This is a genomic window from Desulfoluna spongiiphila (assembly GCF_900101345.1).
Lineage (GTDB): Bacteria > Desulfobacterota > Desulfobacteria > Desulfobacterales > Desulfolunaceae > Desulfoluna > Desulfoluna spongiiphila.
In genome coordinates, this window is the sequence record NZ_FMUX01000001.1 from 1 (window position 1) to 23,418 (window position 23,418).

Sequence of the window (23,418 nt, forward strand, 5' to 3'; positions counted from 1 at the left end):
GAAGCCCGCATCAAAGCCGAGGAAGAGGCGAAGAAAAAGGCCGAAGAAGAAGCCCGTCTCAAGGCCGAGGAAGAGGCAAAGAAAAAGGCCGAAGAGGAAGCCCGTCTCAAGGCCGAGGAAGAAGCCAGAATAAAGGCCGAAGAAGAAGCCAAGCGCCAGGCTGAACTCGACGCCAAAAAGAAAGCCGAGGCCGCCGCTCGCCGCAAGGCCGCTGAAGAGGCCCGCGCCAAGGCCGAAGAAGAGGCCAGGGCCCGGAACCTGGAAGAAAAACAGCTCCGGGAAGAAGCCGCCAAGAAGGCTGCCACGCGAAAACTCATCACGGCCGCATGCGCCTTCGGCGTGTTCGTTCTGATCCTCATCGCCGCCAGCGCCTCAAACACATCCAATTATTACGTCGCGGTCAAAAAGCACTCCACCTTAATATATAAGGGGATTTTCTCTCCCACGGGCAAGGACCTCATCCTTGAGATCCCCGCACCGGTTGCCCTGGACACAGTCAAGGAGACCTACACCCTGCAAGAGGTGAAACCGCTGATCTTTACTCACCACATGGACACGGCCTCAGCCCTTCGGGACGTTGCAGGCGTTCCTGACCTTGAGGCCATCATCGCCTCTTACGAGGCAGCGGTGGACTTTGCCCCCGGCCCGGAAGAGCTTAACGAGGCCCTGAAACAGCTCGAAGCTGCCAAAGACGTCTTCAAGGCCATCCAGTAGCCCCTTTCCGGTGACGTTTTAAGCACCCGTTCAAGGGGTTCCCTGCCCTGCCGCCCACCGGGAGGCAGGGCCAGGGAACCCTGCCAGCCCTTTTTCCAACGTGTAAAGGCCACCACCACCGGCCCTCCGAAGCCCACCACCCTCTACGCCCCAACACGCCGAAATACTGCATTTTTACACAAGCAATCCCCTTGGCATACCCCTTGCTCTTATCATCTCCAGAAAAAGAGCAACGATGCGACAGCAGACCGGAAGAATCCACCCCAGACGGAATTGGCGGACCGGTCCAGTCATGCACCCCAAACCCCAAGGAGGCCCAGGTGAACGATCTCTATCAACGTGTTCTCATTGCCGTGGACGGATCCATTCAATCCACCCATGCTGCCCTTTACGCGGCAAGAATCCTGATCACCGAAAAAACAAGATTTACCCTGTTCCTCGTAGAAAATACAGTTCCTGAAGCGTTCTGGGACAACCAGCCCAAGGGAACGGAAGAACCCGGCCCCGCCAAACTCGACGGATGGTGGGAAGAGAATCATATCCGTTACAACAGACGAATCATCGAAAAAATCCGCACCGACCTCATCAAAGAAGGCTTCTCCGACGAGGCCGTCGAAATAAAAGTCCGCCCCAGACGGGTGGGCATCGCCCGGGACATTATCCGAGAATCCAAAAAAGGCTACGATCTGGTGGTGGCCGGTCGAATCGGCCACAACATCCACACCGGAGCGATCCTTGGCAACTGCGCCCGTAAGTTGATTTCATCCATCAACCACGCGCCCCTGGTCATCGTGGGAGGAAACCCCGACAGCACGGCCGTACTCATTGGCTTCGACGCATCCGACGGCGCGAAAAACTGTGTACGCCAGCTAAAAAAAAGCGTTACCCGAGACATTGAAAAAGTCAAAATCTGTTATGTATCCCGCTCACTGAACCTCATAAGCGGCTCCTTCGACCCCTTCCAGGCCTCCCTGGATGCCTACAACATCATGGAACAGGAACACCAGATCCACCACCAGTCCCGCATGCGTCCCCACCTGCAAAAGGCGGAAACCATCCTGAGGGACGCCGGGTTCGACCGTGCCGGGGTGGACTCCATCATCTTGAGGTCCTACCTGAGCCGCTCCGAAGGCTTGATGGACGAGGCCAAAAAAAGCGGCTACGACACCGTCATGGTGGGGCGCCGCGGCCACTCCATCGTGGAGGATTTCCTGCTTGGCCGTGTGGGGGACAAACTGGTCCAGATGGGCCAGGACCGCGCCATCTGGCTTGTCAATTAGCAGGAGTTACCGGGTAAGGGCACATGGACCACCCCGTATCAACCACGATTTTAACCACTTCCATGCGCCCTTATTTTTCGGTTTAAAAAACGTATCAAAGGGATTGACGCGGCACCAAAATGCCTTTAGTATACGTCCCACATGAGCGGGAATAACTCAGTGGTAGAGTGTCAGCTTCCCAAGCTGAACGTCGCGGGTTCAAGTCCCGTTTCCCGCTCCATTAAAGATAATAAATTCAATCATTTGCAAAACCTTGCACATTTTGAATTTGACTCATACGACAGCCGTGAAGAGACAACTCTTTACGGCTGTTTTTGTTTTCACGGCCGCGTTTTCTCTCCCCCCAAAGCCCAGAACGGCATCTTGTTACCTAAAACGGTGCGGGAGCCTCACCCTGCCCGCCACCCCCTTGGTCCTATAAAGAATTTTCTCACATGTGTCGACGCGACACTTTGACCTGCTCTTAGTCGGATCTTACGGCAGGAAGACGGACATACTCCGGGAGCAAATCCATTATCTAACGCTCTTTTTACAAGAAAAATAATTTTCCCCTGTCATTAAAGACCGAAGCACTGTTAATAAAAGTGGTGCAACAAAAACCCCGGAAGGGAAAGCGACAAACCCTTGAGTTCACCATTCTGCGGGTACAAACGAAAGGCCCAGAGACAGCATGGAATCATTGCCGGCTACAGATGAGACCGCACCGCGCGCATAAGCCACCAACTAGTTACGTTTATCAAGAATATACACAGGACAGAAACATGGATAATTTAGATGCATTTTTGGACAATCTTCAGGATGAGATTTTTGAGGACGCTAAAGAGTCGTTTGGCGAAAAAGGATTTGAGCGCTGGAGGAACCCTCGTTTTCAAGGCAAGATGGAATCTGCCGACGCCTTTGCCTCGTTAACGGGGTCTTGCGGGGATACAATGGAAATCTACCTGAAATTTTCAGACAACCGCGTTACGGAGGCTTCCTATTTTACAAATGGCTGTGCTTCGAGTGCTCTGTGCGGCTCCTTTGCATCAGAGCTTGCCATCGGCAAAGACCCGGATGAACTTGCGAACATTACTGGTGAACTGGTTTTGGAAACAGTCGGTAAATTACCCGACGAAGACACGCATTGCTCAGGGCTTGCGGCCTCAACACTCCAGGAAGCGCTGTCGTGTTATATGAAAAAAAGAAAATAAGGCCCCCGGCAAGCAATAACAGGGTGCGCACTCCCCAAACCCCATCACGGCTCCATACAATCGAAAATGGAGCGGGGGGCCGCACCCACCTGAGTGAACCACCAACCCGACGGGAAAGCCCCCTGACCGCCCGAATAAAATACTTACCCAACGACAGAAAGTTTATTTTATCTTTGCAACTCAAAGCACTTCTGTCAAAATGAAAAGGTCAACGACGTTTACAGGCCATTATATCCCTCACCGAAACACATGATACGGGCACACCACCAAACGCCTCAACACGACACGAGGTGCCCTTCACCGCATCGTCAACGCGTGAAGAGAGAGCTCAAAATAGAATGTCCGGTCATCTTTACTGACTTATCAAAAAAAGTAAAAGGAAGGCGTGAGCGGCATGATCATAAACACGGAAAAGAGGTGGGCTGGATAGCCGAGCCCCCTCCACCGGTAACGTCATACACCCCCCATGAAAGGAACCCTTAAAATGCTGAAAAGAATCATCATCGCACTATGCTTTATCCTCATGGCCTCAGCCCCTGCCTTTGCCCTGAGGTACGGAAACAACACCATCTCAGTCGGAGATTCAAAGGGGGCAGTCCGCATGATTTGCGGAGAACCTGTCTCAAAGGAGATCCTGGGCTACATTGATCGCGTGGAGAGCGAAAAAAACAATGGAACCACGTCAGAAAAAAGGATCCGGGTGATGAAGATCGAGGAGTGGACCATCAAAACGACAAATTACAACAGCACTTATTATTATAATTTGGTGTTTGAAGGAAACAAGCTTACGGAAATCAATTCCCTCGGTGAAAAGAAATACTAGCCCCTTAGAAACCCTCCAAAACGTCACAGGTCCATGGTGTGAAGGTTTCGGTTCCGTTTACCGGTGCCGCGGCGAAGCGCCCCCAATCCACAGCACGGGCCTTTGAAACCAAACCCGGTTGGGGAGCCGCACCCCACCTGCAGGTATGGTGGCATTCGACGTGTAATCAAAGGAGCAGGCGCCCCTGGCACCTCCATCAAAAAACCCGCCGCGCGGTCCAGTACCTTTTACGCCAATAGGGATTGTCCAGCTTCGACTGGGTGACCCCTTTGCGGGTGGAGACATGGAGAAAGGTGTTTTGGCCCATATAGATGCCCACATGGCGAAGGGTGATACCCGTTTTAAAGAGCACGAGATCGCCGACGCGCAGGTCCTTTTTCTTGACGGGTTTTCCGGTTTTAGCAAGGCTCCGGGTGGTTCTGGGGATGGAGATGCCGAAGGTCTCCCGAAAGGTCCGGTGGACAAATCCTGAGCAGTCCACACCACGCTTGTCGTTGCCGCCCATTTTGTACCGCGTGCCCTTCCAGTCTGCGTACCGGGCATCAAGCTTTCCTTTCACCCCCGAGGGCTTGGCGCTTACTGTGGGAGGGACGTGAACCACCTTGACGGTTTTCCGCTGTTTCACCATGGGGCTGGTGGCACACCCCATGAGATTAAACACGATCAAACACACAATCCATTTCTTCATAATTCGTCCAAAAAAAAGTTTCGTCTTCGCCTTCGGCAACACCGGGAAAAACCGCAACCATAGTCCTGTTGCATCCCCTTTGGGGCCGGACCATGGAGTTCTTCCAATAAAAACCAGATCAACCGGAAGCACCCCGCATGGTATTTGTCTGTAAAATGAATGGGCCTTTCCTGCAGAACAATTGCCGAGGGTCGCCCTTGGTGCGAATATCTGCAGACCGAGGGCCTCCAGGCATTCGTCATGGGGTTGCAAGGCGCCCCCTCTTTCAACACAAAGCAAAACACCTGAAACATTTGACAAACAAACCGTTTGCATCGATAGTAAAAAGGTTTCAAGTCCGCTGTTTTATCTTTTCCACCCCACACAGGACATCCCATGACAAAAAGACTCCTCCTTTTGGGGGGCGGCCACGCCCACCTGGAAACCCTGGCGGCCCTTGCGGCCATCCGAGCACGCGGCCATGACGTCACGGTGGTGGCCCCGTCCCCCCACCACTACTATTCAGGTATGGGGCCCGGCATGCTGGGCGGCACCTTCACGCCGGAGGAGATCCGCTTTGATACCGAAGCAGCAGTTACCGACAGGGGAGCCAGGTTTGTCCGGGGCCTCGCCGTGGCCATTGACCCTTTTGAAAAAACCGTCCTGTTGGAGTCCGGTGAACAGCTCGGATACGACGTGCTGTCCGCCAACGTGGGGAGTTTTGTAAAACGGCCCTTTGAGACCGCCCCGGGTGCCGATGTCTTTCCGGTGAAGCCCATCGAATCCCTACTCACCCTCCGGCAGGCCATCCTGGATCGGTGCCGCAACACAGCCCTTCACATCTCCGTTGCGGGGGGAGGCCCATCCTCGGCGGAAGTGGCGGGAAATATCCTTCAGCTCATCAACGAGGCCAGGGGAAAGCGCCCCGTGATCACCATCCACGCCCGCAGGCGGTTCCTCGAATCCTTCCCGGACAAAATCCGCACAGGGGTCGCCGGGCGCCTATGCCAAAGGGACATCGGGCTGATGGAAGATAACGCCGTGGTGCGGGCAGAAAAAAACGCCGTAGCCCTTGCCTCCGGCGCTCGACAACACGCAGACATCATCGTGGACGCCACCGGCGTCCGGCCCTCCACCTTGTTTGCCGACTCCCACCTCCCCACAGGCCCGGACGGCGGCCTTCTCGTGAACCAATACCTCCAGTGCACGGCCCACCCGGGCATCTTCGGAGGCGGGGACTGCATCCATTTTGAGCCGGAGCCCCTGACCAAAGTCGGTGTTTACGCCGTTCGCCAGAACGCTGTCCTGCGCGACAACCTTGTGGCCCGACTCGAAGGTTCACCCCTTTCCCCCTTCCAGCCCGGAGGGAGCTACCTCTTGATCTTCAACCTGGGCGAAGGGACGGGATACCTGCACAAAAACGGGTTCACCACGTCCGGACGCCTTGCCTTCCGCATCAAGACCTTCATCGATTCGCGCTTCATGAAAAAGTATCAGTCCCTGTTCAGCTCAAAATAGCCTCCGGTGCCCCTGCCGGGGACCAAACTTTCCCATGAATACCCTGACAAAAAATGCGAATGTGATTTTCCCCGAGAAGCGAGGGGGAAACCACATTCGCAAGCAGCTTTCGAGGTGGCACACCTCGCCGCCGGAGGCATGCTTTTCCACCAATTTTAGGCTATAAAGGGACACCTTAACCCTCTGGAGACTCCGTCAGCCCAGCGCCCAGAGCAAGGGCCTTGCCGTTCATCTCCACGTACGCTCCGGGCACCCGCCTTGCGATAACGGCAAGGAGCGAGTCGACACGGACAACACCAAGGAGCCCCATGAGTGCGCCGAGCATGCAGATGTTAAAGGCCACGGGATCGCCCAACTCTTCCATGACCGCCTGGAACATGGGCAGGCTCACCTGGCGGGCGTCGACTTTTTTCCGGGGCACGACAAAGCGGTCGTCGGAAAGAAGGAGCCCCCCCGGCCGGATGATGGGGGAGAATTTGTCGTAGGCCTCCTGGGTCAGGCAGACCAGGACGTTGGGCTGGGTTACCTTGGGAAAGAGGATGGGCAACTCGGAGATGATAAGATCCCCGCGGGTTGACCCGCCCCGGGCTTCGGCGCCGTAGGACTGGGACTGCACGGCAATAAGCCCCTCGTGGAGGACCGCCGCCTCGGCCAGGATGATGGCGGCGGTGATCACGCCCTGGCCGCCGGAGCCCGAAAAAACCATGCGGTACTTTTCCATCGCTTATGCCCCCTTCCCGTGTTCGCGAATCACCGCCCCGTAAGCGTCGCAATATTCGGTCCGAACCTCTTCCACAAACACACCCCGTTCCAGGATCTCGGGGTCCTCTTTGGCCTTCTCGGACCCTATGGGCGCGGTGTGCGTCTTAAAGTACTCCAGCATGGCGGAGGCATCGGCAAGCTGGTTTCTCCGGCCGAACTGGGTGGGACACTGGCTCAAGAATTCCACCACGGAGAACCCCTTGTGCCTGATCGCTTTTTTCAGGATCTGGATCCCCTCTTTGGCATGGTAGGTGGTGGTACGCGCCACAAAGGAGGCTCCGGCTGCCGTGGCCAGTTTCACCGCGTCAAAGGCGTTGTCGATGTTTCCAAAAGGGGCGGTGGTGGCCATGGCGTCCGGGCAGGTCATGGGGGAGTACTGCCCGCCGGTCATGCCGTAAATCCGGTTGTTCATGACAATGGCGGTAATGTCGATGTTTCTCCGGGCCGCGTGGATAAAGTGGTTGCCCCCGATGGCCAGGGCGTCTCCGTCGCCCATGGGCACGATGAGGGTAAGCTCCGGCTGGGTAAACTTCACGCCCGTGGCAAAGGCCAGGGCCCTGCCGTGGAGGGTGTGAAGGGAGTGAAAATCCACATACCCGGAGATGCGCGCCGAGCACCCGATACCGGAGGTGACCACGATGTCGCTCTTGTCCACGGACAGCTCCTCGATGGCCCGGACCAGGCAGTTCAACACCGTGCCGTGTCCGCACCCCGGGCACCACATGTGCGGAAAAAAACGCTCCCGGATATAGTCTCGGGTCCCCATCTACACCCCCTTGCCCTGGATAATCCTCAGGATGTTCTTGATGTTGGTGGGGGAGATCAGCTCCCCGTCGATGCGGTTGGCAAGGAAAACCCGCTCCGGGTTGTCCACGGCCGCCTTCACCGCCTCGGTCACCTGCCCCTTGTTCATCTCCACCACCAGGATACTCGTGGCGCGTGAGCACTTCTCCCGCACAAGGAGCGACGGAAAGGGCCAGATGGACTGAAGCTCCAGATAGCCCAGCTTCTCCCCCCGCCTGCGCCGGTTCTCCACGGTATGAAGGGCCGATCGCGCCGCCGACCCGAAGGAGAGAAGGATCACCTCCGCGTCCTCCAGATAAGCCTCCTTGTAGCGGGTAATCTCATGGACATTGGATTCGATTTTATCCACCAGATGGTTGAGAAGGCTCTCCACCACCTCGGGCTTGCCCGACGGAAACCCCCACATGTCGTGGTAAAGACCCGTGACGTTGTACCGATGGACCCCGCCGAAATCGCTCATGGGCAGGCGCCCGTCCTCCCGGGGAAGGTAGGGGTGATAGTCCACGCCCCGCTTCACCGAGGTGCGGAGCCGATCCACCACGGGCAGGACACCTGGCTCGGGAATCACGAGCTTTTCACGCATATGGCCGATCACTTCGTCAAAAAGGAGAATCACAGGGGTTCGGTAGGTTTCCGCCATGTTAAAGGCATGGACGGTCATGGCAAAGACGTCCTGATGGTTGGATGCGGTGAGGGTGATGATGGCGTGGTCCCCGTGGGTGCCCCAGCGAGCCTGATTGACGTCGCCCTGCCCCACATGGGTAGGATTTCCCGTGGACGGGCCCCCGCGCTGGACGTTGACGATGACGCAGGGGATTTCGGTCATCACCGCGTAGCCCAGGGCTTCCTGCATCAGAGAAAATCCCGGGCCGCTGGTGGCGGTCATGACCTTGTTGCCCGTCAGTGAGCCGCCCACAATGGCGCACATGGACGAAATCTCATCCTCCATCTGGATGAACCGGCCTCCCCGCGCGGGCAGCCGCCTGGCAAGAATCTCGGCAATTTCCGTGGAGGGTGTGATGGGGTAGCCTGCAAAAAAGCCCACCCCCGCATACAGGGATCCTTCCACACACGCTTCGTTTCCCTGAACAAACACAACGGTCTCATCCATGGTGGCAGCCTCTTTCGGAGCGGAATGTTAAACGTCGGCTGGGCCTTCTATGGGAACAACGCGCCTCCGGCGGCAAGGTGAGCCACCATAAAAGCAGGTTGCGAATGCCACGCCCTACTTTTCGACAATCACTTCGCTGGCAAGTTCCGGGCACCTCAATTCGCAGAGCCTGCAACAGGTACAGTTTTCCGGGTGGGCCACCACCACCTTGTCAAAGGGGTCTTTCTCCAAGACCTCTTTGGGACAAAAATGGATGCAGACCCCGCACCCCTTGCACCAGTCCCGGTTGATGATGATTTCTTTTAATTTCTGTGGCCTCATGGTCGCGCCCTCCTTACTGTATCCGGTCGCAATGAGTTGCCCTGTCATGGGAGTCTACCCTGATTTAGGGGTAGATGTTTTGCATGGTATTGTCAAGAAAAAGAGAGGCCGGAAGGAACCCAGAGGTAGCGATCGAGATCCAGGCCGCCGTCCGGGTCAAAGGAGATCCCTTCGGACATGAGCAGGCCCTTCTGCACATCCAAGGATGACCCGGTAAGGGAAATCCGTCCCATGCGGTTCACCACGCGATGCCACGGCAACCCCTCCTTTTGGGAGCAGCTGTGAAGGATACGGGAGACCTGGCGTGCTCCCTTCGGGTTGCCCGCAGACGCGGCCAGCAGGCCGTAGGTGCACACCCGACCGGAAGGGATAGAGTGAATCAAGGCGATCACGCGCCGGGTAAAAGGGCTTTGGGACACAGCGGACCTCCGAAGCTTAAGGGACGGTACAAAAATAAAACGGTAACTATTCAGCTCAAACAAGCCTCCGGCGGCCCTGCCGGGGGCCAAACTTTAAAAAAGTTTGACAAACAGGTCTTAAGCAAGCCTTTCCAGGCTCCGCCGAAATAATTTCCACTTTTTCGCGTGCATTTGAAACGTTTTTTGCGGAGTTTTTTTTCAAAAAAGCGACCCGCCGGAGGCAAGCTGGACAGTGACAATAAAACATACAAAAGCAGCACCCTGCCAGCCACAAAAGCCGACTTAATCATACAGGTGGCAGGCCACCCAGTGGCCCTGGCCCTGATCGACAAACTCGGGTTCCGTTGTACGACAGATATCCATGACGTGGGGACAGCGCGTGTGAAACCGGCAGCCGGAAGGGGGATGGATGGGGGACGGGACGTCGCCTTTGAGAATGATGCGGTTGCCGACGGCTCCGGGGTCGGGGACCGGAATGGCTGATATCAGGGCCTGGGTGTAGGGATGCATGGGGTGCTGGTAGATGGTATCGGCATCGGTCTGCTCCACGATCTTGCCCAGATACATGACGGCCACCTGGTCTGAGATGAGCCTCACCACGGCAAGGTCGTGGGCAATAAAAAGGGTAGTAAGCCCCATCTCTTCCTGGAGATCCAGAAGAAGGTTGATCACCTGGGACTGGATGGAGACATCCAGGGCCGAGACCGGCTCGTCACAGATCAGGCAGTCCGGTGACGGGGCCATGGCCCGGGCGATGCCGATGCGCTGGCGCTGGCCACCGGAAAACTCGTGGGGAAAGCGGCTCTCCGCAGACCGGGGCAGCCCCACCTGGTCCAGGAGCTCGGCCACCCGCCTTCGCCTGGAGGGCCCGTCGCCGATGCCGTGGATCACCAGAGGTTCCTGGATGATGTCCCCCACGCTGTGGCGGCTGTTGAGGGACTCAAAGGGGTCCTGGAACACCATCTGGATCCGGCGCCTGAAGGGTTTGAGCTCCTTTTCGGTCAGGGAGGTGAGGTCCGTTCCGTCAAACCGCACGCTGCCGGAGGTGGCCTCGTACAGGGCCGCCAGGGTGCGCCCCAGGGTGCTCTTTCCACACCCGGACTCCCCCACCAGCCCCAGGGTCTCGCCCCGGGGCACGGAAAAGGAGATCCCGTCCACCGCGTGGACATGGCCCACCTTGCGCTTGAAGACCCCCCCCGTCACCGGAAAGTATTTCACCAGGTCCTTCACCGTCAACATGCCGTACCGCTCCTTCCTAAGGTACCGATTCATTTTTTAAAAGCTGCCTCCGGCGACAAGGTGTACCACCTTGAAAGCAGGTTGCGGATGCGCTTTGCCCCTCGTTCCTCGGGTCAAATCACACCCGCCTTCAAAACAAAATTCACTGTAACTATTTCTCCGCCTCCGGCTGCCAGCTTTTCGATATAAGCTGGGCCAAAAACGTTTCGGTAGCCCCCCTTCGTAATGAAGGCGCGCTCCATGACTGCTTAAAACCTGTTTGTCAAACGTTTCAAAAGTTTGGCCCCCGGAAGGGTCGCCGGAGGCAATATCCTTTTTTTTATCAAGCCCCTTCGTTGTCATACAGATGGCAGGCCACCTGGTGCTCATCCCCCACGGTCAGATCCTCCGGCACCTCGGTTGCACAGCGTTCCATGGCATGGGGACACCGGTTCCTGAACCGGCAGCCCGAGGGCAGGTCCATGAGCCCCGGTACCTGGCCGGTGATGGTCTCAAGGCGGGTTTTCCGGGGGGAATCGAGCCGGGGCATGGAGGCGAGGAGCCCCTTTGTATAGGGGTGTTTCGGGTCGGAGAAGAGAGCCTTCACCCCTGACCTTTCCACCACCTTGCCTGCATACATCACCACCACATCGTCGCACTGCTCGGCGATGACGCCCAGGTCGTGGGTAATAAAAATCACCGACATGCCCATGGTGGTGCGGATATGCCGGATCAAATCAAGGATCTGGGCCTGCACCGTGACGTCCAGGGCCGTGGTGGGCTCATCCGCAATAAGGATGGACGGCGACAGGGCAAGGGCCATGGCAATCATCACCCGTTGACGCATCCCGCCGGAGAGCTGGTGGGGATAGGCAAAAAGACGGCTTTCGGCATCGGGGATGCCCACATCGGAAAGAAGGCGGACCACTTCGGCTTCAAGGGCTTTTTTCTTCAACTCCGGCCTGTGGATACGAAGGGGCTCGGATACCTGCTTGAAGAGGGTGTGCACCGGGTTCAGGGCAGCCATGGGCTCCTGAAACACCATGGCCACCGAAGCGCCCCGCACCGTCTGCATGGCGTCCGCGGAGAGGCTGAGCAGATCCGTGCCGTCAAGCACCACCTCTCCGGCTTCGATGCGGGCCATGGGGCGCGGCAGAAGTCGCATGATGGAAAGGGCCGTGACGCTCTTGCCGCAGCCGGACTCTCCCACGATCCCCAGGGTACGGCCCCGGATCAGCTCAAAGCCGACCTTTTCCACGGCCCTGACGGCACCGGCCTCGGTATCGAAGGCCACCGTGAGCCCCCGCACCGAGAGAATGGGGTCATCCGCCTGACGAACATCGTCTGTCATGCTTATCCTTTCGGCTTGAAGGTCTCGTCGATGATGGTCACCGGCTCAAATGCTTTTTTCTTTTTCATCGCCTTTTTTGTCTCCGCGTGACGTGCCTTGTCGTACCAGAACAGGCTGTCGTCAAAGGGATCAAAGAGGTCGGTGGCGTGCTTGGTCCCCGGTGGGGTGGGAAGACGCCACCAGCGCCAGTAGGCCTGTCGGAAGTAAGGAACCATCATGGTAGGCACAAAGTTCGCCTGGTCGTGTAGCATGCGCTGGATTTTCCGGGAGAGCACCTTGCGCTCCTCTTCGTCCAGGGAGTTGTGATAGCGATCAATGACCTCATCAAGGTCTTTGTTGTCCGTGTTGGTAATGTTATTGGTCTGGGGCTTGTGGGCGTTGTCCGAGTGATAGGTCTGCCAGTATCTCGGATGAAAACTGGTAGACCACGCCATCATGGCCACATCGTGCTTTTTCTCCAGAAACTTTTTATACGCCGATGAGTTGTCCAGCTTCTGGATCCGGATCTCCACTCCGGCCTTCTTGGCCTCTTCTTTCAGCACCACCAGCCGTTCGGTGATCTCATCAAAGGAGTAGCTCACCTCCACGGAGAAGCGCTTCCCCTCTTTTTCCCAGATGCCGTCGGCACCCCTTGCCCACCCCGAGGCGGTCATGAGCTCCATCACCTTATCGATATCGTAGGGCCGGGCCTCGATGCTCTCATCGGTGTACTCCCCGTATCCCTGATAGGCCTGCTTGAGCCGGTAATAATCACCGCGGAGAACCTTCTGGATTACCTTGTCCACGTTCATGGCATAGGCAAAGGCCATACGCAGGTTGCGGTCCTTGAAAATCTCACGGTCTTCATTGAGATAGAGCCCCTGGGGGGGGACGCCTGGTGTCGTTGTAAAACCAGATCCGCTCCACATACCCTTTGTTGACCACCTCGGTGTCGCTCTTGCGGTACCAGTACTTGGGGTAGGTGATACGGAAGGTATCGAGGCGCCCTTTGCGGAAATACTCCCACTGGGTGTTGAAATCCCGGATCACGCGGAAGATGACCTTGTTCACGTTGAACCGGCCCCGGTTGTACTGAAGGTCCCTTGCCCACCAGTCCCTTTTCCGTGTAAAGACCACCTCTTTTCCCTTTTTAAAGGAACTGATCTGGTAGGGGCCGGTGTTGGGAACGATCTTCCAGTTGTAGCGAGCCACAAAATCCTTGCCCACCTTGCCGTAAAAGTGGCGCGGGGTCGGCGAGATGGTGAGTTTGAGGTGCAGATCCGGCTCCGCCCTGGTGCTCACCACCGCCAGGGTGTAATCGTCGTAGACGATGACATCTTCGATCTCTTCGGTGTAATACCGGTTGTGCCACGGGGCCACGATCTCCTTGGTCCGCATGAACTCCAGGGTGAAGGCAAAGTCATCCGCCGTGACCGGTTCCCCGTCGGACCATCGCGCCCTGGGGTCGAGCTTGAAGTACATGGTCTTCTTGTCGTCCCCGAAGGCCCAGTGGGTGGCAAGGGCCGGGATAATCCGCTCGGTGTTGGGGTGCAGTTCCACCAGGCTCATCTGGTTGCCGCCGATGTTGCTGCGAAAACTGCCGTTGGCATCGGGCCCCACCGTCCGAAAGGTAAGCGGGTAACTGGCAATGGCACTCACAAACACCCCGCCCTTGACCGCCTCGGGCGATGCAAAAACCGGGTCTTCATGGTTCGTCAGCCACGTGAGCCCCTCGGGCAGGGCCTTGGCACCCACGGAGGTGCCCCCCCACGCCAAAAGGACAAACGCCCAAAAGAGTATCCCCACCACCTGTCGTCGCATTCTGTTCTCCCTATTAAAAATCAAAAAACCTCCGAAACTCGCCCACACGCCGCCCCATCGTCAGCCACATGCAATCCATCCCCACACCCTGCAAACGGATCGCCACTCGTAACTATTCAGCTTATGCCTCCGGCGACCCTGCCGGGGGCTAAACGTTTGCCGGATTTTACAAAGACGGGTTTAACAAACAGATCATAAAAAAACGTTTGAATAAATGCCGTTTTAAAGGCAGATGTGATTTGACCCGAGGAACGAGGGGCAAAACGCATTCGCAGCCTGCTTTCAAGGTGGCACACCTTGCCGCCGGAGGCTTTTATTTACCTCCGTTCTTTCGCCCTTTTGCCTATTTCCCCGCTTTTCCTATCACCTGTCTTTCCTATTCATAATACGTATACATCTTCGGATCAAAAGCCTCCCTTACCGCCTCCCCCAGAAAGGTCACGGTGGTCAGCACCAGTGTCATGGCACCGATGACCGATCCGGCGATCCACCAGGCGTCCATGTTGGCCCAGCCCTGGTTGAGCAGCTCCCCCCAGCTCGGAGTGGGCGCGGGCAGGCCGAAGCCAAGGTAATCAAGGGAGGTCAGGGCCACGATGCCGCCGGAGACGGAAAACGGGGCGTAGGTCACCACCACGGCAAGGATGTTGGGCAGGATATGGTGAAAAATAATGCGACGCCGGGAGGCTCCCATGGCCCGGGCGGCAAGCACGTACTCGCGCTCCCGCTCCCGATAGGTCATGGTGCGCATCACCCAGGTCATGCCCATCCAGCTGAACAGGGCCATGAGGATAATAAGCGTCCAGAAGCCCGGGGTCATCACCGAAGCGATGATAATCACCACATACAAAAAGGGCACGTTGGACCAGATCTCGATGAGCCGCTGGAAAAAAAGGTCGAACCGTCCCCCCAGATACCCCATAAGGCATCCGATGCCGATGCCTGCCCCGTAGGTCACCAGAAGGAGCCCCAGGGCAAAGAAGATGGCCGTACGAAACCCGTAGACCAGGCGCGCCAGCACATCACGGCCCACGGTGTCGGTGCCCAGGAGATGCCGCGATTTAAAGGAGGGGGCAAAGGGCGGGTAGTCGTCTTCTTTCAGGTCGGTCTCAAGGGGATTCCAGGGGATGGGCGGCATGATCACCCAGCCGGTGCCTTCCCCTTCGAGATGGCTTTTCAGCTTCCGGTAGTTGGTCTCGTAACCGTAGTCCTGGCCAAAGGCGGTTCCGGGCACCATGTCCCCGTAGGTGGGAAAATACAAGCTCCCCCCATAGCTCACCACCAGGGCCCGGCTGTTAACCCACAGCTCGGCCCCAACGGCCAGCGCCATGAGCAGTATCAGCATCACAAAGGACCAGTACCCGCGTTTGATGGAGCGGAATCGTTTGAGTTTTCGGATGGTCAGGGGGTTAAGTGCCATCATTCAAAGGTCACCCTTGGATCGGTCAAGGCCACGCAGATATCCGAGAGGATATTGCCGATGAGAAACAACAGAGAGGAAATCACCAGGACCCCCAGCACCACGGGATAGTCACGCTCCACCACCGATTCGTAACCGAGGAGCCCCATGCCGTCAATGTTGAACACCTTCTCAATCAAAAAGGAACCGGTGAGGATAAGGGAAATATTGCTGCCGAAACTGGTGGCCAGGGGAATAAGGCTGTTTCTCAGGGCGTGACGAAACACGGCCTTACGAAAGGGGAGCCCCTTGGCGACGGCCGTGCGCATGTAGTCGGCGGCCAGGTTGTCCATGAGGGTGTTTTTCATAAGCATGGTCATGACGGCAAAGGAGCCCGCCACGTAAGAGATCACCGGCAGCACCGTGTGCCACACCACGTCCTTGGTCTTTCCCCAGGCATCGAATTCGTCGTAAAAATCCCCCACAAAACCGCCCAGGGGAAAAAACTCCCAGCGCGATGCAAAGAGAAGAAGGAGCAGTACCCCGATGACCCAGCCGGGAATGGCGTAGCCCGTAAAAACGAGAAGAGAAGAGATATTGTCGAACCGGCTGTTGTGGCGCACGGCCTTTGCCACCCCTAAGGGAATGCACACCCCGTACACAAGCACCAGGGAGATGAGCCCGAAGTACAGGGAGATGGGAAGCCGCTCCAGAATCATGGAAAGCACCGGGTCGTAATACCGCGTGGAGGTTCCCAGATCCCCTTTCACAACCTTTCCCAGCCACGACACATAGCTCTGGAGCAGGGGCTTGTCGAACCCGTAATACCTTTTGAGCTCTTCGATCTGGTCTTCGGACAACGGCTGCCCTTGATCCCCTGAGACCATGCCCGTCTGCTGGGCCCGCGCCTCGGCGATCATGCGCTCAACAGGCCCCCCGGGCACAAACCGAGTTACGGCAAATACCATCACCGTAATCCCGAGGAAGGTGGGAATCACCAGCAACAATCGCCTGATAAAGTATGCTTTCATCGATGCCTTTTATTGAAAAATTGGGCCTTGATCATCGTTAAGGCCACCTTCACGTTTATCGCACCACCCGCATCATGAAGCCCGGCAGTATCCCATAACCAACATGGGTTCCCGCCTTCGCGGGAAAGACGGTACAGAGTGTGATGCCCTTCGCACCTCCTCGTCTTCCCCGACTTCCCGGGAAAAGGGGCCGGTTGTACCGTTTTGCTGTCCGGCACGTGACACCTTTCGTATCGTCAAGTGACCGGGGACCCATGCCCGGAATTACATGTTCCGTCTGTTGGATGGCGACCAAAGGTAATTCGCGGTTTTATGGTCCTGACCGAAACGATGACTAAGGCCAAATTGCCTCCGGCGGCCAGGTGTGCCACCTCGAAAGCGGGTGGTATGGCTGACGTCGCCACAGCCTTTAATGTTCTGGAGCGCCGCACTCCCGTGCGGCTTTTTGTCTTCCCGACAGGGCCACGCAGACACCAAAGCAAAACATAAAACCCTGTTTATGGGCGTCATACGACCACCCTGGCAAGCAAAGTGGACACCCGGATTACCAGAGAAGCTCCACCTCGCCCCACACTTTGATATCGAGCCGGTCGTCGGTGCGGCATTCGCCGTCGAGCATCCAGCGGACCGATCCGTTTTCCGAGCGGATGGTCACCCGCTCCACCGGGGCGGAGTGGTGCATGGCCGGGTGGGGAATCTCGCGGCCGGTCCAGAGCCTCGGGGCCTGTCCCACAATCTGCATGGGGGAAAGGGAGCAGGCCAGGAAATGAAAGGCGCCTCTGCGTTCGTAGGCCCTGGGGGTGGCCCGGCAGCCCATGCTGATGTCCTCCACGGTGCACCCCAGAATGATGCTGAATTCCGTCTCGGGCAGGGGCTCTCCGTCCACCTCCACGATGAGGGGCTCGGGCTTGAACATCTCTTTGGCGTAGTCGGTGCCGGTAAGGGTACTGCCCGCGATGCGGAAGCCCATCTTCACCGCCTGGACCGGGCCCTGGCTCGGGGCGTCGTAGTAGGCATCCAGGAACCTCACCACCACGGCGGCCCCGGACATAAACCCCAGGTGGCCGTTGGCACAGAGAACCTGATTTTTCATGCGGGTCAAGGGGCCCTGGCCCTTCAGCCCCTTGACCACCTTGCTTAAAATGGACTCCGGGGTCCCCTTGATGCCCAGGCCGCCTGCCACGGTGTTCATGGTGCCGCCGCGCATCACCACAAAGGAGGGAAGGGTGTGATCCTTATAGATGTTGGCAAAAATGGTCATGGCCATCTGCAGCGAACCGTCGCCCCCGTTGACCCCCACCACTTTACACCCTGTCTCCAGGCAGTGCCTGGCCACATCATGGACCGCCTCAATGGATTGGGTCTGGTGAAGGGTACCGACGCCGTCCAGGATCTCTGCCAGTCGCTCGGCGCGTTCGGGTCGTTTTCGATTCTGCTTGGCGTTGGGATTATGAATAACAGATATCACAAGTCTCGTTTCCTAAATGTATATTTAAGGTATAAAAAAATCGCGATACATGGATTGATTTTAGGGTACCGCTACCCGGGACAAGGGGCTGTCACATCATGACGCGGGATGCGTGGGCTGTCTGAAATGCATGCTCCGAAACGCCCGAAAGAAGGGCGCAAGTCTCCTGATTCTTATCAGAACTTTTGGCCCCATGCCCAGATCTTTTTTTCCTGATCCCCAAACAGCTCCACTTTGAACCTCGTCACATCCACTTTTCTTTTACACAGTTAATCGCATATAATCATTAAATAATTTGTAACAAATTTTGTTTTTTCCCTTGACTATTCGACCAAAAATTGTAGTCTTACAAAAGTAAAGTGGATGTAATGTGCACCAAATACCCAGAGGCTTGGCATGAGCGCATTCAGAGGCACCTCAAATCACACACTGGACCCCAAGGGAAGACTCATCATCCCCTCGCGGTTCCGGTCCGTCATCAAGGCAGGCCGGGAGGAGTGCGTGATGGTGACCAAGCTTGACGGAGCCCTGTACGCCTACACCATGGAAGAGTGGGACACCTTTGAGACCAGGCTGCGCAAGGCCATGGGCAAGCACATGAACAAGATACGGCGCTTTATCATCGGCAGCGCCCAGGCGTGCCCCCTGGACAAGCAGGGACGCATCCAGATCCCCAAAGACCTCCGGGATTACGCCGACATCCGGCCCGAAGGGGACGTCACCCTCATCGGCCTTGTGGAACGTTTTGAAATCTGGCAATCAGACAAACTGAAAGACGAGCAGGACGCCATTGAAGAGCTGCTCCAAACCGACGAAGCTCGTGACGAGCTGATGGAATTGGGACTGTAGATCCATATGGATTTTAAGCATATATCGGCCATGCCCCGAGAGGTCATGACCGCCCTCGACCCCAAACCGGGCGCCACCTTCGTGGACGGGACCCTGGGCGGGGGAGGCCACTCCGCGCTGATCATCGATCGCATCATGCCGGGGGGCCGGTTCATCGGGGTGGACCAGGACATAGACGCCATCGCCAACGCCCGAAAGCGGTTCGCCGACCACGGCGACAGCGTCACCCTTGTCCATGACAACTTTGAAAACATCGCTGCCATCCTGCAGGAACTCGGGGTTGGCGGCGTAGACGGGATCCTGGTGGATATCGGGCTCTCCCAGCATCAGCTTGAAGGAAGCGGCCGCGGTTTCAGCTTCATGCGGGACGAACCCCTGGACATGCGCATGGACGACCGGGGAGACACCACCGCCGAAGACCTGGTCAACACGCTTCCGGAAAAAGAGCTGGCGGACCTCATCTTCAAATACGGAGAAGAGCGTTTCTCCCGGGGCATTGCCAGGGCCATCGTCAAGAAACGCCAGGAGTCCCCCATCACCACCACGGCGGAGCTCGCCGACATCATCCGCTACGCCATGCCGGCCAAGGCCGTGGCCAAACAGAAAATTCATCCGGCCACCCGGAGTTTCCAGGCCATCCGCATCGCCGTCAACCGCGAGCTGGATCGGCTGGAACGGTTCATGGATGACTTTCTGGAGCTCCTCAACCCCGGCGGCAGGCTGTGCGTTCTCTCCTTCCACTCCCTGGAGGACCGCATCGTCAAGCAGAAGATGAAGGGCCTTGCCACCGGCTGCATTTGCCCGAAGAGTTTCCCCATCTGCACCTGCGGAAACGAACCGAAGGTCAAGCTCCTCACCCGCAAGGCCGTTCGACCCGCCGACGACGAAGTGGCGGAAAATCCCATGGCACGCAGCACACGCCTCAGGGCCTGTGAAAAACTGTAACATGGGGTGTCATGTGTCATCCATACGCCCCATGCGCACGTTGCCGGATCCCGGCCTCACCCTCTGACGGACCTGTCCCATGAGCCGAAAAACGTCCTTACTCTCTCCGGCCATGCAACTGGCAATCCTGCTGTTCCTGGCGGTGTTGCTGGTTGAAGGGTTCACCTACACCTGGGTGCGAAGCAGGTGCCACCTGACCAACCGGGCCATCGCGTCGGAGCTGATCCTGAACCAGAAACTCGTCAAGACACGAAAGCGGCTCAAGGTCGAACTGGCGCATCTGAAATCACCCCGGCAGATCACACTCAGGGCCCGGGCGGAACTCGGCCTGAAGCGGCCCACCCAGGACCAGATCCTTCGGTTGAAAAGCCCGCAGTAACACGGCCGGGGGCAAAACGCTCCGGGCACCAAAATCAGTCAAGCAAGGAAAGCGGCCTTGATTCCTTTTTTTCAAGCCCGTCAAGACAACCAACAGAGGAAACCATGCCTGCACAAACCGACACCACCATGAAACGCGTCAAAGCCAGGGGCACCCTTCTTGCCCTTGTGTTTGCCATGGGGTTTCTGGTCATCGCGACACAGGCGGTCTCCCTGCAGGTCTTCAAACAGGGGTGGCTCAGCCGCAAGGCCGAGGTTCGGTTTGCCCGGTCCGACACGGTCATGGGCAAACGCGGCACCATCAGCGACCGCAACGGCAGGCCCCTTGCCGTCAGCATCGCGGCCAAGGCCATCGGGGTCTACCCCCGAAAGGCAGCCGCCATCGACGACGTCCCGAAGGCGGCAACACAGATCGCCTCGGTGCTGAAAATCAACCGCAGGAAAGTGGAGCGGGCCCTTCGGCACCCGAAGTACAACTGGATCAAGCGCCCCGTCTCCCCGGAGATGGGAGCCGCCGTTGCCGCTCTTAAGATTCCCGGCGTTGAGGTCCATCCGTTTCACAAACGGGTCTACCCCAGCATGGAGCTGGCCGGCCAGCTCATCGGTGCCTCCAAGATCGACGACATCGAGGGCCGAAACGGCCTGGAGTATCGCTACAACGAGACCCTGAGCCCCACCACCGCCAACAGAACGGTGAAATGGGACGGCGGCGGCAACCCCGTGGACATCGAATCCGCGCCCCTGGAAGAGATCAGCGGAAACAACCTGGTCCTGACCATTGACGCCAACATCCAGGACATCGCCGAATCGGCCTTAAGGGACGCGGCGGTCACCCACAAGGCCTCATCGGGCATGGCCGTGGTGATGCGCCCCAAGACCGGCGAGATCCTGGCCATGGCCAATTACCCGGGCTTCAACCCCAACAACTTCGGCGCCTTCAGCGGCGAGACCCGGAGCAACCGCGCCGTGGCCTCTGATTTCGAGCCCGGCTCCACCATGAAGGTGTTTGTGGTGGCAGCGGCCCTGGACTCGGGCAAGGTCAAGCGTTCGAGTATTTTTTACTGCGAAAACGGCGCTTACGACATCGGCGGGTTCACCTTCCACGACACCCACGAGTACGAGTGGCTCACCCTGGAACAGGTGATCAAGTTCTCCAGCAACATCGCCGTGGTCAAGATCTCCGAGATCATCGGAAAAAACGCGCTCCACACCGCCCTTAAAAGCTTCGGGTTCGGCCAGAAAAGCGGGATCAACCTCAACGGGGAGTCCCGGGGCATCCTCACCAGCGCCGCCAACTGGAACCGGGTCGAGACCGGGGCCGTGGCCTTTGGCCAGGGCGTCTCCGTGACGGCCGTTCAGCTCGCCACCGCTTACTCCGCCCTGGCCAACGACGGGATGCTCGTCAAGCCCTGGATCGTCAAGGAGGTGGTCTCCCCCAACGGCGAACGGGAAAAAGCCTTTTCATCCCCCGGGAAAAAACGGGTCATCAGCACCGACACCGCCCGGTTTGTCAAAAAGATCATGGCCTCGGTCACCGAAGAGGGGGGCACGGGGGTCAAGGCGGCCCTGTCCGGCTACACCGTCTGCGGAAAAACCGGCACCGCCCAGAAAATCGGACCGGACAAGCGCTACTTTAAAGATCGGTACATCGCCTCCTTTGCAGGCTTTGTCCCCATGAAAAACCCGGAACTGAGCATCGTGGTCGTGTTAGACGACCCGAGAAGCGGTGGGTACTACGGCGCCACAGTCGCCGGCCCCGCGTTTCGTGAGATTGCATATAAAACCTTGGACTACCTGCACGTTGCCCCGGAAACCGAATCCATTCCGGAGAAACTGCTTCTGGCCTTCAAGAGCGAGGAAAAGAAGTGACATTATCCTGCCTCACCAATACCCTCGGCGACCTGCTGGCGGGCCCCCTGCCCGACGCGGACCCTTGTGTGTCCGCCATCCAGTATGACTCCCGAAAGGTAACCGACGGCGCCCTGTTCGTGGCCATTCCCGGAGAGGCGGTGGACGGCCACCGCTACATCCCGGAAGCCATCGCCAGCGGGGCGGTGGCCGTCATGGGGGAGCTCCCCCACGACGACCTTGCCGTCCCCTATATCCAGGTCACCGATTCACGCAAGGCCCTTGCGCTGATCTCGGCAACCCACTACGACCACCCGGCCGACAGGCTGACCCTTGTCGCCGTCACCGGTACCAACGGCAAAACCACCGTGGCCTATATACTGGAGAGCATCTTTGCCGCCGCCGGCCTCTGCCCGGGGGTCATGGGCACCATCAGCACCCGGTTCTGCGGCAGGGAAGAGGCCAGCGCCATGACCACCCCCGAGTCCCGGGACATCCAGGACACCCTGGCCCGCATGGCGGCAGCCGGGGTCACCCACGCGGTGATGGAGGTCTCCTCCCATGCCCTGGCCCTGGACCGCGTGGCGGGCTGCGCCTTTGACGCGGCCATCTTCACCAACCTCACCCAGGACCACCTGGACTACCACGGCACCATGGAGATTTACGGAGAGGCCAAGAAACGGCTCTTCGAAGAGCACCGAAAAGAGGGCGCGGCCGCCGTCATCAACATGGCCAACGAGCACGGACGGAACCTGGCCGAGACCCTTTCCGGCACCGTCTTCACCGTGGGGAAAGAAACCGGCGCCCTTGCCGCCGACCGCATCGAGGTGGCCATCGACGGCATCAAGGGAGAGTTTGTCACCCCCAATGAGCGCGTCCCTTTTGCCTCCGGTGCCACGGGCCGCTACAACCTGGAGAACATCCTCTGCGCTGCCGGGGCCGCCCTTTCCGTGGGCATCCCCATGGACGCAGTGGTCCGAGGAGTGGCCGCCTTTAAGGTGCCCGGACGCTTGGAGCGGGTTCCAAACCCCTGCGGGCTTCACCTCTTTGTGGATTACGCCCACACACCGGATGCCCTTGAAAATGTCCTGTCCACCCTTCGGCACCTCGTGCCGGGGAGGCTGATTTGTGTGTTCGGGTGCGGGGGAGACCGGGACCGCACCAAGCGCCCTCTCATGGCTGGTATCGGCGCGGCTTACAGCGATCTTGCCGTGGTCACTTCGGACAATCCCCGGAGTGAAGCGCCCGAAAAAATTATCGAAGACATGGTCCCGGGTATAGACGGGGAAACAAGTTTCAGGTATGAACCTGAGCGTCTCTCAAAGGAATTTTCCCGCAAAGGGTACGTGGTGGTTGTCGACCGCCGCGAGGCCATCGGCCTGGCTGTTGCCTCGGCCCGTCCCGGAGACACCGTACTGGTAGCCGGAAAAGGCCATGAAACCTACCAGATCATCGGTACCCAGCGACTCGATTTTGACGACAGAAAGGAGGTTCTGAAGGCGGTTGAAAGCACAAGATAGGTCAT

23 protein-coding genes and 1 tRNA gene are annotated in these 23,418 nt (G+C 58.0%); 11 read left to right on the plus strand and 13 right to left on the minus strand.

The genetic code is table 11. The features are described from left to right. From BLQ12_RS27220 to BLQ12_RS00025, 5 genes are all read left to right on the plus strand, one after another. Positions 1 to 714, plus strand: a 714-nt coding sequence (locus tag BLQ12_RS27220) for a hypothetical protein (protein WP_175469390.1), incomplete at its 5' end; no start/stop codon positions are given. A 320-nt stretch (positions 715 to 1,034) separates the two neighbouring features. Then, entirely contained in the window at positions 1,035 to 1,994 is a 960-nt protein-coding gene (locus BLQ12_RS00010; protein ID WP_139163783.1) for a universal stress protein, read from the plus strand. 145 nt (positions 1,995 to 2,139) lie between these two features. Then, positions 2,140 to 2,214: transfer RNA gene (locus BLQ12_RS00015), tRNA-Gly, on the plus strand. Positions 2,215 to 2,755: 541 nt separating this feature from the next. Further along, positions 2,756 to 3,184, plus strand: a complete 429-nt coding sequence (locus tag BLQ12_RS00020; RefSeq protein WP_092207022.1) for an iron-sulfur cluster assembly scaffold protein — start codon at positions 2,756 to 2,758, stop codon at positions 3,182 to 3,184. A 484-nt stretch (positions 3,185 to 3,668) separates the two neighbouring features. Further along, a complete protein-coding gene (locus BLQ12_RS00025; RefSeq protein WP_175469391.1) occupies positions 3,669 to 4,007 on the plus strand; it encodes a DUF2845 domain-containing protein in 339 nt (112 codons plus the stop codon). A gap of 196 nt (positions 4,008 to 4,203) precedes the next feature. Here the strand turns inward: BLQ12_RS00025 and BLQ12_RS27225 are convergent, their stop codons facing one another. Then, a complete protein-coding gene (locus BLQ12_RS27225) occupies positions 4,204 to 4,695 on the minus strand; it encodes an NlpC/P60 family protein (RefSeq protein WP_175469392.1) in 492 nt (163 codons plus the stop codon). 375 nt (positions 4,696 to 5,070) lie between these two features. Here BLQ12_RS27225 and BLQ12_RS00035 point away from each other — a divergent pair, with 375 nt between their 5' ends. Then, positions 5,071 to 6,192 (plus strand): NAD(P)/FAD-dependent oxidoreductase, encoded by a 1,122-nt coding sequence (locus BLQ12_RS00035; RefSeq protein WP_092207028.1) that lies wholly within the window; start codon positions 5,071 to 5,073, stop codon positions 6,190 to 6,192. Between the two features lie 175 nt (positions 6,193 to 6,367). Here the strand turns inward: BLQ12_RS00035 and BLQ12_RS00040 are convergent, their stop codons facing one another. The 12 genes from BLQ12_RS00040 to BLQ12_RS00090 form a co-directional block, all read right to left on the minus strand. After that, positions 6,368 to 6,913: a 2-oxoacid:acceptor oxidoreductase family protein gene (locus BLQ12_RS00040; RefSeq protein ID WP_092207030.1), complete on the minus strand. Its 546-nt coding sequence runs from the start codon at positions 6,911 to 6,913 to the stop codon at positions 6,368 to 6,370. Positions 6,914 to 6,916: 3 nt separating this feature from the next. After that, positions 6,917 to 7,720, minus strand: a complete 804-nt coding sequence (locus BLQ12_RS00045; protein WP_092207032.1) for a 2-oxoacid:ferredoxin oxidoreductase subunit beta — start codon at positions 7,718 to 7,720, stop codon at positions 6,917 to 6,919. Continuing rightward, positions 7,721 to 8,869: a 2-oxoacid:acceptor oxidoreductase subunit alpha gene (locus BLQ12_RS00050; protein WP_092207034.1), complete on the minus strand. Its 1,149-nt coding sequence runs from the start codon at positions 8,867 to 8,869 to the stop codon at positions 7,721 to 7,723. Positions 8,870 to 8,983: 114 nt separating this feature from the next. Next, the gene (locus BLQ12_RS00055; RefSeq protein ID WP_092207036.1) at positions 8,984 to 9,190 is read right to left on the minus strand and encodes a 4Fe-4S dicluster domain-containing protein; all 207 of its coding nucleotides are present in this window, start codon (positions 9,188 to 9,190) and stop codon (positions 8,984 to 8,986) included. A gap of 92 nt (positions 9,191 to 9,282) precedes the next feature. Further along, on the minus strand, positions 9,283 to 9,609 hold the full coding sequence (locus BLQ12_RS00060) for an MGMT family protein (protein ID WP_092207038.1): 327 nt from the start codon (positions 9,607 to 9,609) through the stop codon (positions 9,283 to 9,285). Between the two features lie 282 nt (positions 9,610 to 9,891). Further along, complete coding sequence (locus BLQ12_RS00065; RefSeq protein ID WP_092207040.1) at positions 9,892 to 10,848, minus strand: ABC transporter ATP-binding protein; 957 nt, start codon at positions 10,846 to 10,848, stop codon at positions 9,892 to 9,894. Positions 10,849 to 11,170: 322 nt separating this feature from the next. After that, positions 11,171 to 12,178, minus strand: a complete 1,008-nt coding sequence (locus tag BLQ12_RS00070; RefSeq protein ID WP_092207041.1) for an ABC transporter ATP-binding protein — start codon at positions 12,176 to 12,178, stop codon at positions 11,171 to 11,173. Positions 12,179 to 12,180: 2 nt separating this feature from the next. Next, positions 12,181 to 13,086 (minus strand): ABC transporter substrate-binding protein, encoded by a 906-nt coding sequence (locus tag BLQ12_RS27835; RefSeq protein ID WP_254781924.1) that lies wholly within the window; start codon positions 13,084 to 13,086, stop codon positions 12,181 to 12,183. Then, entirely contained in the window at positions 13,022 to 13,978 is a 957-nt protein-coding gene (locus tag BLQ12_RS27840; protein WP_254781926.1) for an ABC transporter substrate-binding protein, read from the minus strand. The genes BLQ12_RS27835 and BLQ12_RS27840 overlap by 65 nt, the downstream gene beginning before the upstream one ends. 376 nt (positions 13,979 to 14,354) lie before the next feature. Then, complete coding sequence (locus BLQ12_RS00080; protein WP_217640206.1) at positions 14,355 to 15,398, minus strand: ABC transporter permease; 1,044 nt, start codon at positions 15,396 to 15,398, stop codon at positions 14,355 to 14,357. Continuing rightward, on the minus strand, positions 15,395 to 16,405 hold the full coding sequence (locus tag BLQ12_RS00085; RefSeq protein ID WP_092207043.1) for an ABC transporter permease subunit: 1,011 nt from the start codon (positions 16,403 to 16,405) through the stop codon (positions 15,395 to 15,397). The genes BLQ12_RS00080 and BLQ12_RS00085 overlap by 4 nt, the downstream gene beginning before the upstream one ends. Positions 16,406 to 16,949: 544 nt before the next feature. Then, the gene (locus BLQ12_RS00090; RefSeq protein WP_092207045.1) at positions 16,950 to 17,873 is read right to left on the minus strand and encodes a diacylglycerol/lipid kinase family protein; all 924 of its coding nucleotides are present in this window, start codon (positions 17,871 to 17,873) and stop codon (positions 16,950 to 16,952) included. Positions 17,874 to 18,269: 396 nt separating this feature from the next. On the opposite strand from BLQ12_RS00090, the gene BLQ12_RS00095 reads away from it, so the two are divergent. The 5 genes from BLQ12_RS00095 to BLQ12_RS00115 all read left to right on the plus strand — a co-directional run bounded on the left by BLQ12_RS00095 (position 18,270) and on the right by BLQ12_RS00115 (position 23,413). Continuing rightward, complete coding sequence (locus BLQ12_RS00095; protein WP_092207047.1) at positions 18,270 to 18,722, plus strand: division/cell wall cluster transcriptional repressor MraZ; 453 nt, start codon at positions 18,270 to 18,272, stop codon at positions 18,720 to 18,722. Between the two features lie 6 nt (positions 18,723 to 18,728). Next, positions 18,729 to 19,667, plus strand: a complete 939-nt coding sequence (rsmH, locus tag BLQ12_RS00100) for a 16S rRNA (cytosine(1402)-N(4))-methyltransferase RsmH (RefSeq protein WP_092207049.1) — start codon at positions 18,729 to 18,731, stop codon at positions 19,665 to 19,667. Positions 19,668 to 19,746: 79 nt separating this feature from the next. After that, complete coding sequence (locus BLQ12_RS00105; RefSeq protein ID WP_092207051.1) at positions 19,747 to 20,046, plus strand: cell division protein FtsL; 300 nt, start codon at positions 19,747 to 19,749, stop codon at positions 20,044 to 20,046. Between the two features lie 104 nt (positions 20,047 to 20,150). Further along, positions 20,151 to 21,914, plus strand: a complete 1,764-nt coding sequence (locus tag BLQ12_RS00110; RefSeq protein WP_092207053.1) for a peptidoglycan D,D-transpeptidase FtsI family protein — start codon at positions 20,151 to 20,153, stop codon at positions 21,912 to 21,914. Continuing rightward, positions 21,911 to 23,413, plus strand: a complete 1,503-nt coding sequence (locus BLQ12_RS00115) for a UDP-N-acetylmuramoyl-L-alanyl-D-glutamate--2,6-diaminopimelate ligase (RefSeq protein ID WP_217640207.1) — start codon at positions 21,911 to 21,913, stop codon at positions 23,411 to 23,413. The genes BLQ12_RS00110 and BLQ12_RS00115 overlap by 4 nt, the downstream gene beginning before the upstream one ends. Positions 23,414 to 23,418: the final 5 nt, after the last annotated feature.

What these genes read in the sequence shown, in the direction of transcription:
- BLQ12_RS00070 (WP_092207041.1), bottom strand. Translation starts at nt 12,178, where the DNA reads ATGACAGACGATGTTCGTCAGGCGGATGACCCCATTCTCTCGGTGCGG.
- BLQ12_RS00025 (WP_175469391.1), top strand. Translation starts at nt 3,669, where the DNA reads ATGCTGAAAAGAATCATCATCGCACTATGCTTTATCCTCATGGCCTCA.
- BLQ12_RS27840 (WP_254781926.1), bottom strand. Translation starts at nt 13,978, where the DNA reads ATGCGACGACAGGTGGTGGGGATACTCTTTTGGGCGTTTGTCCTTTTG.
- BLQ12_RS00040 (WP_092207030.1), bottom strand. Translation starts at nt 6,913, where the DNA reads ATGGAAAAGTACCGCATGGTTTTTTCGGGCTCCGGCGGCCAGGGCGTG.
- BLQ12_RS00095 (WP_092207047.1), top strand. Translation starts at nt 18,270, where the DNA reads ATGAGCGCATTCAGAGGCACCTCAAATCACACACTGGACCCCAAGGGA.
- BLQ12_RS00050 (WP_092207034.1), bottom strand. Translation starts at nt 8,869, where the DNA reads ATGGATGAGACCGTTGTGTTTGTTCAGGGAAACGAAGCGTGTGTGGAA.
- BLQ12_RS00035 (WP_092207028.1), top strand. Translation starts at nt 5,071, where the DNA reads ATGACAAAAAGACTCCTCCTTTTGGGGGGCGGCCACGCCCACCTGGAA.
- BLQ12_RS00020 (WP_092207022.1), top strand. Translation starts at nt 2,756, where the DNA reads ATGGATAATTTAGATGCATTTTTGGACAATCTTCAGGATGAGATTTTT.
- BLQ12_RS00105 (WP_092207051.1), top strand. Translation starts at nt 19,747, where the DNA reads ATGAGCCGAAAAACGTCCTTACTCTCTCCGGCCATGCAACTGGCAATC.
- BLQ12_RS00065 (WP_092207040.1), bottom strand. Translation starts at nt 10,848, where the DNA reads ATGTTGACGGTGAAGGACCTGGTGAAATACTTTCCGGTGACGGGGGGG.
- BLQ12_RS00080 (WP_217640206.1), bottom strand. Translation starts at nt 15,398, where the DNA reads ATGATGGCACTTAACCCCCTGACCATCCGAAAACTCAAACGATTCCGC.
- BLQ12_RS00045 (WP_092207032.1), bottom strand. Translation starts at nt 7,720, where the DNA reads ATGGGGACCCGAGACTATATCCGGGAGCGTTTTTTTCCGCACATGTGG.
- BLQ12_RS27835 (WP_254781924.1), bottom strand. Translation starts at nt 13,086, where the DNA reads ATGTGGAGCGGATCTGGTTTTACAACGACACCAGGCGTCCCCCCCCAG.
- BLQ12_RS27225 (WP_175469392.1), bottom strand. Translation starts at nt 4,695, where the DNA reads ATGAAGAAATGGATTGTGTGTTTGATCGTGTTTAATCTCATGGGGTGT.
- BLQ12_RS00055 (WP_092207036.1), bottom strand. Translation starts at nt 9,190, where the DNA reads ATGAGGCCACAGAAATTAAAAGAAATCATCATCAACCGGGACTGGTGC.
- rsmH (WP_092207049.1), top strand. Translation starts at nt 18,729, where the DNA reads ATGGATTTTAAGCATATATCGGCCATGCCCCGAGAGGTCATGACCGCC.
- BLQ12_RS00085 (WP_092207043.1), bottom strand. Translation starts at nt 16,405, where the DNA reads ATGAAAGCATACTTTATCAGGCGATTGTTGCTGGTGATTCCCACCTTC.
- BLQ12_RS00110 (WP_092207053.1), top strand. Translation starts at nt 20,151, where the DNA reads ATGCCTGCACAAACCGACACCACCATGAAACGCGTCAAAGCCAGGGGC.